17 protein-coding genes are annotated in these 13852 nt (G+C 50.4%); 4 read left to right on the top strand and 13 right to left on the bottom strand.

Annotated features, from left to right (window positions below):
* Positions 1 to 117: 117 nt before the first annotated feature.
* Positions 118 to 849, top strand: coding sequence for a hypothetical protein (locus PsAD13_RS15770; RefSeq protein ID WP_063318765.1), 732 nt, complete (start codon positions 118 to 120; stop codon positions 847 to 849).
* Here PsAD13_RS15770 and PsAD13_RS15765 read toward each other — a convergent pair.
* Positions 846 to 1463 carry a hypothetical protein gene (locus PsAD13_RS15765; RefSeq protein WP_063318764.1) on the bottom strand — a complete coding sequence of 206 codons (618 nt, stop codon included), beginning with the start codon at positions 1461 to 1463 and terminating at the stop codon, positions 846 to 848. The genes PsAD13_RS15770 and PsAD13_RS15765 overlap by 4 nt on opposite strands.
* 127 nt (positions 1464 to 1590) lie before the next feature.
* Here PsAD13_RS15765 and PsAD13_RS15760 point away from each other — a divergent pair, with 127 nt between their 5' ends.
* Positions 1591 to 1884, top strand: coding sequence for a hypothetical protein (locus PsAD13_RS15760; protein WP_063318763.1), 294 nt, complete (start codon positions 1591 to 1593; stop codon positions 1882 to 1884).
* Between the two features lie 421 nt (positions 1885 to 2305).
* Here the strand turns inward: PsAD13_RS15760 and PsAD13_RS15750 are convergent, their stop codons facing one another.
* Positions 2306 to 2860: a hypothetical protein gene (locus PsAD13_RS15750; RefSeq protein WP_063318761.1), complete on the bottom strand. Its 555-nt coding sequence runs from the start codon at positions 2858 to 2860 to the stop codon at positions 2306 to 2308.
* 367 nt (positions 2861 to 3227) lie between these two features.
* On the opposite strand from PsAD13_RS15750, the gene PsAD13_RS15740 reads away from it, so the two are divergent.
* On the top strand, positions 3228 to 3818 hold the full coding sequence (locus PsAD13_RS15740; protein ID WP_063318759.1) for a hypothetical protein: 591 nt from the start codon (positions 3228 to 3230) through the stop codon (positions 3816 to 3818).
* A 43-nt stretch (positions 3819 to 3861) separates the two neighbouring features.
* Here the strand turns inward: PsAD13_RS15740 and PsAD13_RS15735 are convergent, their stop codons facing one another.
* A complete protein-coding gene (locus PsAD13_RS15735) occupies positions 3862 to 4767 on the bottom strand; it encodes a hypothetical protein (RefSeq protein ID WP_063318758.1) in 906 nt (301 codons plus the stop codon).
* A 345-nt stretch (positions 4768 to 5112) separates the two neighbouring features.
* Here PsAD13_RS15735 and PsAD13_RS15730 point away from each other — a divergent pair, with 345 nt between their 5' ends.
* The gene (locus tag PsAD13_RS15730; RefSeq protein WP_153040900.1) at positions 5113 to 6087 is read left to right on the top strand and encodes a hypothetical protein; all 975 of its coding nucleotides are present in this window, start codon (positions 5113 to 5115) and stop codon (positions 6085 to 6087) included.
* Between the two features lie 30 nt (positions 6088 to 6117).
* Here the strand turns inward: PsAD13_RS15730 and PsAD13_RS15725 are convergent, their stop codons facing one another.
* The 10 genes from PsAD13_RS15725 to PsAD13_RS15680 are packed head-to-tail and all read right to left on the bottom strand — an operon-like array spanning position 6118 to position 13606.
* Entirely contained in the window at positions 6118 to 6651 is a 534-nt protein-coding gene (locus tag PsAD13_RS15725; RefSeq protein ID WP_063318756.1) for a DUF6362 family protein, read from the bottom strand.
* Positions 6652 to 6918, bottom strand: a complete 267-nt coding sequence (locus tag PsAD13_RS15720) for a hypothetical protein (protein ID WP_063318755.1) — start codon at positions 6916 to 6918, stop codon at positions 6652 to 6654.
* Positions 6915 to 7103 (bottom strand): hypothetical protein, encoded by a 189-nt coding sequence (locus tag PsAD13_RS15715; protein WP_063318754.1) that lies wholly within the window; start codon positions 7101 to 7103, stop codon positions 6915 to 6917. The genes PsAD13_RS15720 and PsAD13_RS15715 overlap by 4 nt, the downstream gene beginning before the upstream one ends.
* Positions 7100 to 8461, bottom strand: coding sequence for a DnaB-like helicase C-terminal domain-containing protein (locus PsAD13_RS15710; RefSeq protein ID WP_063318753.1), 1362 nt, complete (start codon positions 8459 to 8461; stop codon positions 7100 to 7102). The genes PsAD13_RS15715 and PsAD13_RS15710 overlap by 4 nt, the downstream gene beginning before the upstream one ends.
* Positions 8458 to 9486 carry a site-specific DNA-methyltransferase gene (locus PsAD13_RS15705; protein ID WP_063318752.1) on the bottom strand — a complete coding sequence of 343 codons (1029 nt, stop codon included), beginning with the start codon at positions 9484 to 9486 and terminating at the stop codon, positions 8458 to 8460. Before PsAD13_RS15705 ends, PsAD13_RS15710 begins: the two co-directional genes overlap by 4 nt.
* On the bottom strand, positions 9486 to 11123 hold the full coding sequence (locus tag PsAD13_RS15700) for a DNA cytosine methyltransferase (RefSeq protein WP_063318751.1): 1638 nt from the start codon (positions 11121 to 11123) through the stop codon (positions 9486 to 9488). The genes PsAD13_RS15705 and PsAD13_RS15700 overlap by 1 nt, the downstream gene beginning before the upstream one ends.
* Entirely contained in the window at positions 11123 to 11812 is a 690-nt protein-coding gene (locus tag PsAD13_RS15695) for a hypothetical protein (protein WP_063318750.1), read from the bottom strand. Before PsAD13_RS15695 ends, PsAD13_RS15700 begins: the two co-directional genes overlap by 1 nt.
* A complete protein-coding gene (locus PsAD13_RS15690) occupies positions 11809 to 12852 on the bottom strand; it encodes a toprim domain-containing protein (RefSeq protein ID WP_063318749.1) in 1044 nt (347 codons plus the stop codon). The genes PsAD13_RS15695 and PsAD13_RS15690 overlap by 4 nt, the downstream gene beginning before the upstream one ends.
* Positions 12849 to 13289 carry a hypothetical protein gene (locus PsAD13_RS15685; RefSeq protein ID WP_063318748.1) on the bottom strand — a complete coding sequence of 147 codons (441 nt, stop codon included), beginning with the start codon at positions 13287 to 13289 and terminating at the stop codon, positions 12849 to 12851. The genes PsAD13_RS15690 and PsAD13_RS15685 overlap by 4 nt, the downstream gene beginning before the upstream one ends.
* Positions 13286 to 13606 (bottom strand): hypothetical protein, encoded by a 321-nt coding sequence (locus tag PsAD13_RS15680; RefSeq protein WP_063318747.1) that lies wholly within the window; start codon positions 13604 to 13606, stop codon positions 13286 to 13288. Before PsAD13_RS15680 ends, PsAD13_RS15685 begins: the two co-directional genes overlap by 4 nt.
* Positions 13607 to 13852: the final 246 nt, after the last annotated feature.

Raw genomic sequence — 13852 nt, 5'->3', positions numbered from 1 at the left:
GCGGGCTGAAAAAAGCGAAATACGGTCCCTAAACCGGGGGGGTATGCATCGCGCATGCCTTTTGCCGCACCTCGCGCCCCCTAGCCTGCCCTCGCGAATCCAACTATTGGAAGTCGCATGAGCAATGAGAAATACAATCTCTGGGTGGTTCGCGTCCTGATCTTAACCCTGTGTAGCGGATGGGCTTACGTGCTCTTTTCCGCTGTTGCGTCCTTTGATGCATTCAACCCTGCCAATGCCAACCCACCCCATACGTTCTGGACTGATTGGCTCGGCGCCTTTGGCGCGCTCTTCACTGGTCTTACTCTATTGATCTTGATCAGGCACCTTGGAGAACTAAGGAAGAGCAACCGCATACATGAAAGCGACTTTATCTTTCAGACGCGTGGAATGCTCGTAAACGAAGACAAAGCACTATACTCAGCCAGGGAAATTCATGACTACTTATCCAATTGTTCGTCTGCAACATTTGGGCAGCCTCTAATTTCTTCCAACGATGCAGTTACTTGCTTGGCAATCATTAGTGAGCAAACTTTGAGCACCAAAGACGAGCTTAATCACCTATTGACGCTTGAAGCTTCACGCGCACGGCTTAAGTTCTATATTTCATCTGGTCGTTTACTTGTAGATCTCGGCATAACTTCTCTAACGCCTGAAAACACCGAGCAATGTGTAGTTGCTATTGAAGAAGCGAGGAAGAGCTATTCTGATCCGAACAATAATGCAAGGCAATCCGAGCTCTATGAGTTTTTACAAACTGTCATTAAGTATGAGCACTTACTAAACTCTGAACTAACTTTGAAGATTGAAACTAAGCGAGAAGAAATAGTTCGGTCGCTCTCCACTTAACTCTTTAGCGCTAACAAACGCCTAATCTCCGCTTCCATTGCCGGTGCAAAGGAGCGGGTAGCGTTGTCGTACTCGGCCTTTGATGGGCCTATTACCATCTCATCCGGAATGCGAACGCTACTCTTGAGGCTATGGAAGCCTCTGTACCAGCGCTTACTTGCATTGAGGTTTGCCCTGAATACTGCACCGGCCCCATCCATGTTCAAGGTTTTACGGTTAGGGAAGCGTCCGCCCTTCATGAAGGCTTTCTCTAGATAGAGCCGCTGGCCCCTTGGCCGGGCTACTACCCCGCCTCGCTTCAGCTCTCTTGGCTTGAAGTGCTTCAGGCTGATTAAACCACCCTTGGTTGTCAGCACATAAGACAGGCTGGCAGCGTTGCCCTTATAGCTTGCGCTCGCCCTCTTAGGCTTCCCCAGAGCCTTCCTGATTGTACGGGATGGCAAGCCTGTTTGCTTAGGAAGCGTCTTCAGCACGCCTTTGCGCAGCTTGGTGCCGGTCTTGTTGATGACCTTCCTGTAGGCGCGCTCTGCTGTCTTTCTGTTTCCTATCCGCTCAACAGCTTTCTGGAAGCGCAAGTGGTTGTCGTCAACGAATTTTAAGGCGACTGCTGCCATTTGATCCCTCGATAACGCTCCCCTCGCAACCCACAGCATTTAGCATTGCACACTATGCATTCGACCGATTTACAAAAGGACATATGCAGCGTACCTACTTCAGATAGCAAAAAGGATATTTACAATCATGAGTTCTATTTATTGGGTGCGTGCGGGTTTAACTGCTGCGCTAATTCTATCTACTTACATCATCCACCTTCTCCCAGTTGCTTACGTCTGGTGGATGTTCGTACCTATTATCGTGCTTGCAATAATGACCGGGAGAGTTATCTCTACAATGCTTGTAGGATCCACCGGATTTTCATTCTTCCTCACCCCAGTCGGGTTAGGTATTTTTTATTCCGTAATGCTAGTTTTGACGCCTATCGTTGCACCGGTCTATATCCTTTGGAATGTTTTCAAGGCACTGACTGTAAAGTAACAACGCACACGATGTTCTGAGCTTGATCGCTAGGGCGGCACGAACTTGCAACTCCTTGCCCTAGCATACTGATCTTAGAGCCGTTCAGCTCAATATAGCCTCATCAGGTTTTGTGAGTGGTGGCTCTAAGCTGGTGCAAGACTGCGTCTGTTCCATCGTCGATATACTGTGTCATGGACACCTACGTCCAAGACTTCATATTCATTTTCGGTAACCCGTTTTAGAATAATTCGGTCACCAGCTTTTCCATTAATTATGAAAATGTCGGAGAAAGGTTCTAAAACCCGAAAGCGTAAGGAGTTTGTTTGAGGATTTCCCATAAACAGACGGAGTTTATTCTTCACTCCCTTCTGGCGATCCGGTGGGAGCTTCTTAATGCGCTTAATAAAAAGAGGTGTTAAAGCAAGTTCAACTGACATCTTCACCCTAGATTATCAAAGAAATCATCTAAAGCGCTAGTTGAACTGATGCGCACCGAGTTCTGTTTGTTGGAATAATCAGCTCGTAGAGCACGATACAAAAGAGTGTATTTTGTATGTAGCGCCACTTCTTTTTTCAACACCTCGAGCATCCGCAAATTCTGCTTGTTCATGCGGGTTGCTCCTTTAGAGGAGAACTTGGAAAATTCTTTCACCTGTTTTTTTAGAACACCCCTGCTCTTTGCGATTGCTTCAGATAGTTCCGTCGCTCTCATCGCAATGACTTGAATGAGATTGTCCAGCCCCTCTAAATGGTGGGTTTCAACTGGATGGGTCTCAAAAGCTAACTTCGTATCAACAAAATCTCGCTCAACTCGCTGCTGAAGGTCAATAAATTGGGTTTTGAGATCTTGAACGTCTCGATCATGTTTAACTAAGAAACGTTCAATTGAACCATCTGCTTCGAAAACATTGCGCTCAATAGCAGTAGCTGGTGCCAGCAAACTTGCTAGCTCCATTTTTCGCATTGTCTCATCAAGGGCAGTATCAATATCCATAGTGACTCGAAGCATAAGCGACCGTTAGTTTGAGCGCAAATGTAAATCTGCGGCTTTCATTTCTGATTGTGCGGACTAAGTTATTCAAAACTATTTGGCACAATTTACCTAAAAGATCTGCGTCCGCTCTATAAGGCTTCCCATGGACGCGCTCTGCTGTCTTCCTGCTCCCTACTCGCTCAACAGCCTCACGGAATTGTAAATGGTTGTCGTCACCGAAATAGAGCGAGGTTCGTGGCATGAGGCTCTGCTTTTCTAAAAAACTAAATGCTCTTGTCTGCTGATGCAAAATGCTCAAAGCAATGAATTTCACACTCTTTCATTTCAGGCGTCTCCCTATTGCCAAAACAATAAAAAGGAGAATGGCATGCCAGATCTAACTTATGTCCCCCAGGGTGGCTGGGGATTAATTGATGATGACGTGAATAAGCCCGGAGTTTATGCCAAGAATATGAGGGATCGTAATCCTCTAGCTATCGTCAGTTCAGACGGAACAAGAGGAGCATTTTGCCACTATGACGATGATCCCAATCGTTTGAAAGGTCTCAAAAGTATCCTGCAATGGCTAAGTGGTACTAACGATATCCGTGATCAACGATATCTTGTGTATTTTCCGAATATAGATATTGCAGAAGTACTTCATAATAATAGAGGCGAATCTACAGTCGCTTTCACCCTATCTTATTTTAGTGAAGGTTCCGGCGCTGGCCTTTACCTTGTTGGTGGTATCCGACTCCTCGAAAACCAAGATCTCGATGATCCGCAGTTTACGCTTCTTCTTCCTCCGGACAGCTGGAAAGTTCCCAGTTTTCCAAGTGCGTTTAATGTTCTCGATACTGAGCCCAGTGATTGGAAAGGAGGCGGAGCAGTTACCTCTGTGGTTGGCGCCAACCAAGAAGTTATTGATATCTTTGAACAAGTTAGGGACGGCGCTCTAAAAGCGCCATATCAAGGCTGAGCAAGAGAGTTTTAGTAGGGGTAACTGGATCTTCGCCACCCCTCTAAAACTCGTAGCCAGCCACCTTCCCAGCTGCCTCAGTGGCTGCTTTAGGGTCGCCTTTCACGAAGATCAGCACGTTCTGGTGTGTCTTGCCGAGCTTACGCCCGCTCTCAAAGCCTCCGCGTGCCCTCAAAGGCAGGGAACCTGCTTTAGTAACCAAAACAGCATCATTGTAAAAGCGTAGGCCCGCATCTTCACAGGCTTCAATGGTGTCCCGTACAAAGCCCCGGTTGATACCTTCCCGGTCCCTGAAGTCGCCAACCACGATAGCTGCAAAGCGGTTCTCCTTCAGACGCGCTGCAGCCTGCTTCATTGAGGCACGGAAGGCCCCGACAAACACGTCGTAGTGCATGTTCGAAAGGTCTGAGGGATCATCTGAATACTTCTCAAGATCGCCATAAGGCGGGCAGGTCAGTATGAAATCAAAGTAGCCGCGCACATGCTTGTAAAGCTGCACAGCGTCGCCAACCTTCCACTTAGGCCTTGGTTTAATCCCAAGGGCATCAGCCTGCATGTCATTGGCTTCAACCTGCTCAGGGCGCAAATCTACACCTGTATACTCGCGCCCCATGTAGGCGGCCACTAAGCCCCTTACAGATCCACCAGCAAAAGGATCAAGAACCTTTCCCTCAGGCGGACAGAACCAGGCATAACAAAGCTCAGTCAGGACTGGGTCAAATATGCTTTTACTTGCCCATGAGCCGGGTGCTGTGCCCTTCCCGTTGATCTCTGACCACTTAGCCATTGCGCTGGCGTATCCGCTTAGGAGGTCTTCTTTCCTTCCTTCACCGCTATCAATCCCCAGGCCGAGCCAAAGGCGCTTGCGGTCTTGCCATTCCTTGGCCCTTGCGCTCAACACTGAAAAAGGCGGTACGATAAAATCTTGGCTTAGTGCCCCTTTAGTCATTCCATGCTCTCTAAGCTTGATGCTCAGGGCATTCGCTTATGGGCTCTAAGGGCCTCAACTGGTTTAAAGTGGCGCATCTGCGGCACTTGATTTCAATGGGTTTCACAATTGCGCCCGGTTCGTTTTTGAACAGGAGTGCATTGCAGTGGCCACATCTGGTTGATTCCAAAATGATTCTCGACGCATAAAAGCCCCCTGCTCATTAATTGCGGTGAGTAGATATGGCGGGGGCGGTAATATGCTAAGTCTTACCGGGCGGGTGCTGTAGTCATAAACGTGCCCGTAGCTCTGGAGGTTGCTGCCTCCTAGCCTCTCGCTTTGAACCGCTATTTTATTGGATCAATTATGAAACAGTCTTCACAAGATCAGGTGGAAGGAAATACTGAACTTTCTAGTCGATCATTACATCACGCTGAAAATCTCGAACTCAAAAGACAGCTTAATGCGATTGATTCTGAACTGCAAAAATCTCGAGAGCTACTTCATGTCGCTGATAAAGAACGAAAATTTTCAGAAACCAAATTAGAAAATTTGCAAGCAGAAAAGCATCAATTATATTCTCAGGTTAATGACGCACGAAAGCAGCTAGAGCTCAGTAAAGAGGAGTACGCATCTCTTAGTCGAGAAGCTTCACGACTAAATGGAGAAAGAGCAGAACTAAAGAGTCAACGTGATGATATTGTGCGTTTGCACGAAGAGTTGTCTTCAGTCATTGATGTGACAAAGGATGAAAACAACTCTATCACGGCAAAGAACACGGAACTTTCTGAAGCAAACACCGATTTACAACTGCGCCTAACGGACGTACTAAAAGACCGTCGGTCATGGCTTCTTCAAGTTTTTCTACTTGTGCTTTTTTCACTTTCTTATGTCCTTGCAGTAGGCGCATTGTTCTTCAATAATCTAGATTCCTTTTCAATTAGTCCAAGCGTGCTCACCACCATCAACAATGCAATGAATGTTGGGGCAGAGATCGCCATTCCTTTTTTGTTTGGATGTATCGGTGCACTTACGCGTGTCATGATTGCTGGTGTTGGGCAAAAAAAATCAGCTCAGTTAGTTGTTGCATCTGGCATCATTGCAGCGTTTTCATGGGTCTCTATTAAGAGTAAACTTTTTATATCCATCGTTGCCCCACACTTGCTAGATGACAGCAAGCTTCAAGAGCAGGTCGCTTCAGATGGAGAGATCTATACTCTTGTTCTTGTGTCTGCCTTAGTTGGCATGTTTGCTTCTAACATCTATATTTTCATAGATCAGCGTGTTCGCCAGTTAACGGCGGAAGCCGTCAATAATAAAGAAGACAAGCAGCCTGAATAACTGTTTGTCTCTTTTGGGATGAACTTTTCATCAAGCCGCAAGTTGTCTCATCTTATCTGAATAGATACCCGATTTAGGCCGGAACTGTCCAACTAGATTTTCATCAGAGAATGACGTTAAAACGTCTATTTTACAAAGATTTAGAGCAATTATCTCAAGCGCAGAATGAAAACGTAGATGAGCCGTCGATTTTGCAAGGCCCATCTGGTCAAGAACCTTCTTCGGCTGGATTTTATAGGCGTAGCAGAACACCAGAAGCGAGAGCGCTTTTCTCTCTTCATTTCGCTTGATGTAATGCATCCAATCCCATGTCTCTTCCATGCGGGCTATTGCGGCGGCATCCGGCCCAGTCATGTTCCTGGCTCTTTTTTCCGCTTCCGTAAGCTTCTTTGCAACGGCATTCAAAGCCGCTTCCCATTGATCATCATCGCTTGGGTTGAAGTCCGGCCAGAAGCTTTGCGGTTGCCCCGGTCTAACGCCTCGCACCTTCATAAGGCGCATGACAACCTGTGCCTCTATCAGCCGATCTAGGATCACCGCATATAGTGCCTGAATGTCGCTCATTTATTCCTCCGGCTGTTTCAAAAATTCAATAAAGGCAGTTTCTGCTTTGCGGGCTGCTTCAAGGTGTGTTTCGGCGTAACCTTCCGCAACTTTCTTCCAATCATTTACAACCCAACTCCAGCGCCCTCCACCATTTGGGCCAAGCTCCCAAAACATACGCATAGTTGTCGTTTTTCGTTGAGGCGGTTTTGCTGTGAAATCTTGCGGTTGATCCTCCCATGTTGGGCGCCAACGAAACACCGGCTTGTATGGTTTGTTGTCGTTCATGCCGCTTTCTTTTCCTGCTTGATGGCTCGGCTTCGTAAAGCCTCATAGTTCAAGGGGGAAACATAGAGCACCCGATTGTAAAGTGCGCAGATCTGATCTGTAACCTCTGTTCTGTCGCCTGTCTCTCTATCTTCCACCACTGTTCCAACCTCCACTTTCCACACAAAGCGGATTGGGACGCTCATAAGAGCATCCCGTCTTGGTGTCCGCGATCTTCCCTAAAGGTTGTGGTGGGCCCATCAAAAACAAGCTCAGCACAGCGCCCACCTGAGCCCATACGGACTTTATCGGCATGGACCTGTGCCCTGTTCTTCCAGTTGATCAGATCCGTTTGCCATTTGACATGAAGCTCAGTGCCTTCTTTGGGTTCCTTGCGCAGCAGTATGGGCTCAGGGCGGAAGAGAATGAGGATGTTGTCCGCGCTGTCTTCCATGTTGGAGCCGCCAAACAGCTCTTTACGTGTCAGGCGTTGCAAAGGCTCGCGCTCTGTTCTGACCTCATGAGCCAACGCCACCACCGGAATCTCAAGCGTTTTGGCAAGTTCTTTGAGCTCTGAAATGACGAAGCCGCAACGCGCCGGCAGATTGGCATCAAGACGGGCATCTTTGACCCGCATTGCCTTGACGCTATCGACGAAGAGAACACGGGTGCCATAGCGCGCCATGTTTGCTTTTGCGCGTATGTGCAGCTGTTCAATCGTGGTCTTTGCTGTGCTGTCGATATAGAGCGGAATCCGTTTGCAGTCTTCCTTAGCAAGATAGATCTTTTCAAGGTCATCGGCAGACAGGCCACCGCGGCGCATTGCATGGGTGGATATGCCGGACATCGCAGCCACGCGCCTCATGGTGAGCTGTTCTGCTGTCATTTCTTTTGACTGGAAATCTACCGGCCCGTACTCGCAGGCGATGTATTCGCCTATCTGAAGCGCTAACGCTGTCTTCCCCGCTGCACCTTCTGCTCCAATAACGGTCAACTCTCCATCAACAAGCCCACCGCCGAGCAGATCATCTACCTGCCTTATGCCAGTCGAGAACGCCTCGCCTCCAGTTGTTTCAGGCTGTGCTGCGCTCTCATAGACCGCTTCTGCACTCTCACCTAAGCTGACGACGTTTGCCTGCTGTGCATGCCCTGAGATTGCTTGCAGCTCCTCTATAACGTCTTCTGCAAGCTTGATCGCTCTTGTGTCTCCGTTCAGCGCCTTCTGGCCCTTTAGGAATGTCTCTGCAATCAGTTCTTTGTTTCTGCGATTAAAGAGAGGCTTAGTCAGGTCTTCAATGGCCGCTGTAAGCTTCCTCCCCTTAGCCGCAAGCGATTTGATGCGTGCCACCAGATCTGCATCTCCTTCATAAGGGGCGTTTGTCTCTACCAGATGCAGATCGAAGCTGCCTTCCTTGTGGCAAGTGTCCAACCCGGTCCAGACAGCCTTCCAGATAGCGTCATGGAAATGCGCCGGTGTCATTTGGTCCGCAACATCCCAATACAACTCGGGCGAAGCCAAAAGCCGCGCAAGAACCTGCTGTTCGATTGGTTCAAGGTTATTCATGCTGCTTCCCCTCCAAATAGCGGACCTGCGTCATTACTTGCTTCAGTTATTGCTCGCTTGCGCTCTTCCGGTCCCATCCAGTCCCGCTCAATCCTCTTACGGGCAATATCTGCGTAGTCTGGGTTGAGTTCTATCAAGATCGCTTCCATGCCCATCCTAAGAGCCACCAAGGCAGTGGTTCCTGCACCACCGAACGGGTCAAGTACAACGCCACCATTAGGGCACCCGGCCTTCAGGCAACGCTCAACAAGTTCTGGAGGGAAAGTTGCGAAATGAGCTTCAGAGAATGGGCGTGTTGCCATGTTCCAAACTTGGAGGGGAGCTGGTTCGTAATTACGCAGATTGCGAGTTGTTATTTCATCGTCCTGGGTCATGTAGCTGCACCAATCCTTATGCCCTTGTCCTGCGCGGTCTATTGGCGGAGTTCTTTTGGTGCCTCGCGGCTTAGCGCCACCTGAAACAGGCTGCTTCACCGCCGTTAAGTTGTAGTTGTAGTGGGGAGACTTAGTGACAAGCCAGATCTTCTCATGAGCCGTCGCAGGTCGATCCTTGATGCTCTCCGGCATCGGATTAGGCTTAGCCCAAATACATTCTGCTCGTACCCACCAGCCAGCTTCCTGCAAAGCTATGGCAAGTCGGTTTGGTAACATGCAGAGATCTTTAGGCTTCAACACTCCTTGAATAGTAGAGAATGGCTTTTGCGTGAAAGTCCGGTCATCCTTGCCGGTTCGGATGCGCCCGTCGGCATCAGCTTTATGCCCTGCCGGAGTGGTTGCATAGCAGTCACCGTAATTGATCCAGCATGTGCCCTCCGGCTTGAGGACGCGTTTCACCTCTTCGAAGACTTCAATCATCTTGTCGAGATGTTCCTGCAGAGTTGCTTCAAGCCCTAACTGACCTTCGACGCCATAGTCACGGAGCCCCCAGTAAGGCGGAGAGACGACAACACAATCGACGCTGTCGTCCGCGAGTTCCTTTAGACGATCAAGAACGTCGCCCACTAAGATAACAAGCTTTTCCAGCATCAAGCAGCTTCCTTCGTTACTTTCAGGTCTGGAAGGTTTGCCTCGATAATCGCCTTTGCTATTGGCGGGCACACACTGTTACCGCACTTGGCAACCTGCTCTTTCTTGGACAAGGGCTTACCTTTGAACTCAAAGTCGATCTTGTAGTTCTCTGGAAAACCTTGCGCGCGATATAGCTCCTCTGGCGTAAGCATTCTCATACCGATATCGACTATCGCATAGGGCTCGCCACCAATCTCAACAGTTACGAGGCTGAAGCGGTCCTTCGTTGTCACAGTGCCCATTGGCTCCTTAGTATCCTGCCCTACGCTTGTTCCATAATAGGCCATAAGGAAAGCTCGCACCTCAGCGATATGGTTGCCCCCGGCTGTTAGCGTAGGCATTGCAGCATCAGCAGGCTGCCCATCCTTACAAGTGCCGCGCATCATCATGAGGTGACTGGTGACCAACGCTTGGTGAGAACCCGTCTGAAGGATAGTTGAAACCGGCGCCTCAGCTGATCGTCCCACTACACCGGTGTTATGTTGCGCGAGGAAAGCAGAAACCAAGGCGTGCTTTGCTCCGCCTGCAACAACCGTTCCTAAAGGCGCTTCAATATCCATGGTGCGGGGCAGCTGCCCTTCGCGCTCCCCGTATCCGGTTTGAACAAGAGATGCGGCAACCAAAGCAGACTTACCACCTCCTGAGGCTGTTACGGTGCCGAGTGGGCTATCAGCTTCGCCGCCGACGGAGTTTCCAAACTGGCGCTGAATATATGGGACCACCAATGCCCTGCACCCGCCTCTTTCTGTTTTGATGGTTGTGACAGGTTTACCCATGGGCTCCAGACTGCCCCCATGGCTCATGTTTAGAATGAAAGGCTCTGGCGCATCGATGACAAACTTCTTTATTCCTGCTGCAATGCGTTTCAGGGTGTTATCAGCAAGAGGTTTCTTGCGTTCAAAAATGGATGGGCACGGGATTGACCAGTCGATGCAATCTGCTGCCGTCTTCCAAGGGAGCAGCTGTCCACTTTTAACCTCAAGAGTGCTTGGATCTCCATGTGTGGGAGCTGGCCACTTGATTGCCTTCTTGTCCCGTCTGGCTACCATGAACATGCGCTTTCGGATGGTCGGGGCGCCATAGTCGCAAGCCTTTAAGTCCCTGACTTCAACCTGATAACCCAGTTTCCCAAGAGCAACTTTCCATGGTTCAAAGTCTTCCCAACCGCGAAACTCCATAACGTTTTCTAAGACGATTATTCGTGGCCTGTTCTTCCCAAGCTTCTGGCAGAAGTTCACGATGGACCACGCTAGCATTCGCACTGACTTGGAGGTTGGCTTGCTACCCCGAGCCTTTGAGAAATGGCGACAATCTGGAGACGCCCAAAGCAACCCCACAGGACGGCCTGCTGTGTACGCTTTCAGATCAACATCCCAAACGCTTTCAGGTAAATGCACGGTTTCTGGGTGGTTGGCCGCGTGCATGGCCAGCGCAGCTTCACAGTGATTGATAGCAAGATCCGGAGAACGCCCCAGAGCCATTTCAATGCCGGTGGATGCGCCACCTCCACCCGCAAAGGCATCAATGATAATCTCGCCCTGCTGCCCACTCAGATATTCAAGTCTTTCAATGCCAGGTAAGTTCAAGTGTTCCATTATGCTGCCTTCCTCATATCGTCAAAAATTGGCGCGTCCGCATGGGCGAATTCTCGCGCTCTGAGCTGTCTGCAAACTTCTCGTGTGATCTGCTCACCGGTAGCGTGAAAAGCGACACGTCGCGCTCTCTGCGCCTTCTGAGTGCATCCTTTGAGCGAAACACCAAGCGCCTGCGCGAGCCGCTTTTGTTCTTCAGTCCAAAGAAGGTCCATGAGGTTTTCGGCTGGTGGCATGTCCCAGCGGGACGCCTTGTCCAAGTTCCATTTGTCACTACGGTGATGCAGGTCATGCCCTGCTGGTAATGCCGGATAAGGCCAGAACTCAGCCCACTTAAAATGCAGCCACGTTTGCTTTTCGTGCTTATGGCCGATGTACACGTAGCTTTTGGACCAGTCGGTCGGAGCGCTATGCCTTCTTTCAAAAAACTTCTCATGCAGCACGGCTATGCTGTGATGGGCACAAAGACGCGAAGCATGCGCCTGATCATTGAGACGGTCGATCTTGTCGCGCTGGCTCTTCAGCTCTGCAAAGATGATCTCATCAGGGCTCACACAAGCCAGATCAATCCGGTGCTGGCCGCCCATGATGTTCATTTCATGGATTATTCGCCCTTGTGGCCGCAGCTCTCGCAGGCGAAGGACCGTTGCCTCTCTGATTTCCTTTTCTGCGTCGGATTTGGGCAATGTCATGCAGCAACTCCATAGAGATCATTGTAAACGTCCAGCCAGTCAGAGCCTGCCTCAGGCAATGCTATGTCCAGCACTTCCAATCCGGTTTCCTGAAGGTTCTGAGCTGCTCGCTTTGCAGCCTTTTCACCCGGCGCCATCTCCCACGATCCGTCCGGCTTCTGATAAGCCTGATCGCCGTCGCCATAGATCCGCAGCCGGTCTACATCCAAGGGAGGTTCAAAGTTGATGAGGCCCGCCGTAGATAGGCAGGACCAGCAAGGGCGCCCCGTCAGGGCGTAAACCGCAAGGGCTGTCTCAACGCCTTCAGCGATGCCGACTTCCCCGTCAGCAGCTTCCTGAAGCCGCACAGCACCCCCGGCAACCGGACCAAGACCCAGCTTGGCGTTGTCTACGGGGGCTTTCTGGCCTTCCTTGGTGATGAAGATGCGCCAGATCCCGGTGAGATCGCCCATAGTGTCATCAACACGGCAAACAAGAGCGTGGAGCTTTCCTGCGTCCGGATACTTCAATCCCGGGTGGAAACGCAGGCAGTCTGGCCACTGCATTCTTGGAAGCCCGCGCCCCAGCAAGTAAGCTTCTGCAGGAGTACCCTCAATCGGCTTGGCTTGATCCCAAAGCTTTTGTGCGTATTCGGTGCTATCGGCTTCCTGTTGGGCTTGCTCTTCAGCTTCGCGCTCTGCCTTTGCAGCTGAGGCTTTCTTCCGTTCAGCTGCTTTGCTCTTTGCCTCTTCATCCCAAGATCCTTCACCGGAGGGAGGCGCTTCACCAGTCAGAATTTCACAAGCTGCTTTGAAGTCCACGGACATGCAGTGCATCACAACACCGATGGCATCACCTCCACCGCCTGCCCCTCTACAGTTCCACTTCTGCTTGACTGGATTAACGCTAAAGCGGTCTGTGCCGCCGCATGCCGGACAAGGCCCCGTATGCTCTTTACCGCCCCGCTTGAGTTCTGCCCCGCATTTTTGTGCGGCTTCTAGCAAGGGCGTTTTGTTTGCCCTGACCTTGTAGTCTTCCCACTTTTGATCAAGGGCGCTCACTCTGCCTCCCCCTTCTGCTCATAAAGGAAGGTTTGACAGTGCTCACAGTAGGTCTGCCGAAGATCTACTGGAGCGCCGCAGTAGAAGCGCTGATCAAGGGGAGGCTCTCCGCTCCACATTGGGCGTCTGCATTGCTTGTCGGTGATCTCAAGGAGGGTAACAGGAAGACTGTCAGGCGCTTGCAAGCGGGCCTCAAGGGACTGTTGAAAGGTACTGCTCCCCTTGACCCATTTAGTAGAGCTAATTGCTCCCTTACGCCCTGTAAGCTTGCCGCCAGAGCGGCGGATAATACCCGCAATACTGCCGGTGGTGATACCTGTGTATCGAAAGGACAGTTCTTCAAGGATTACCCGTGTAGACCGTGTTCCGTCTGCAAGGCTTTGTACGGCAGTAATCTGGTCCTGCCGGTCTAACTCTTCCCATTTTTGTGCAATCATAAGAACACACCTTGTTCTTGAGGTTCCATGACCGGCATAAGCAACACTTGCAGATAGCCGGTGATCAAAATTCGGGTTTTCGGTGACGCCCCATCAATGCCGGGGCCGCTCCAAGCAAGGCGCTGCAACTCTTCAAGGTCGAGCAAGTCCAGCGCGTTCAGGAAGTCACCCAGCCTTCTTTCCCAAGCCGGGTAATTGGAGAACAGGTCGCTTACCGCGCCGATCAGGGAGCTTTTGAGTTCGATTGGTGGGTTTTCCATCTCGGAAAGCGCGTATAGAACTGCCCACGCATGCTCCCTGCCCCGCAGATTGATCATCTTCTGGATCCGCACTGCGGAGTGCGTCTGTTGAGGTGAGCAAGGCCCAGTTCTGATCCGCTTGCTCGCGTGAAGTACCTCTATGCTCAGTTCTGCGCACAGGCTTTCCGCTTCCCTCGTGTCGGTTGTCGTTACCGCTGGCACGTTGCAACCTCCTCTTCAGATCGCGATTTTGAGAGCGCAACTCCTTGTTCTGAGAACGCAGTTCTTCGTTTGACTCTTTCAATGGCTGGTTTTTTCGACGCT

Origin of the sequence: Pseudovibrio sp. Ad13 (assembly GCF_001623225.1) — a bacterium.
GTDB lineage: Bacteria > Pseudomonadota > Alphaproteobacteria > Rhizobiales > Stappiaceae > Pseudovibrio.
This window is presented reverse-complemented; position numbering and strand designations above follow the sequence as displayed.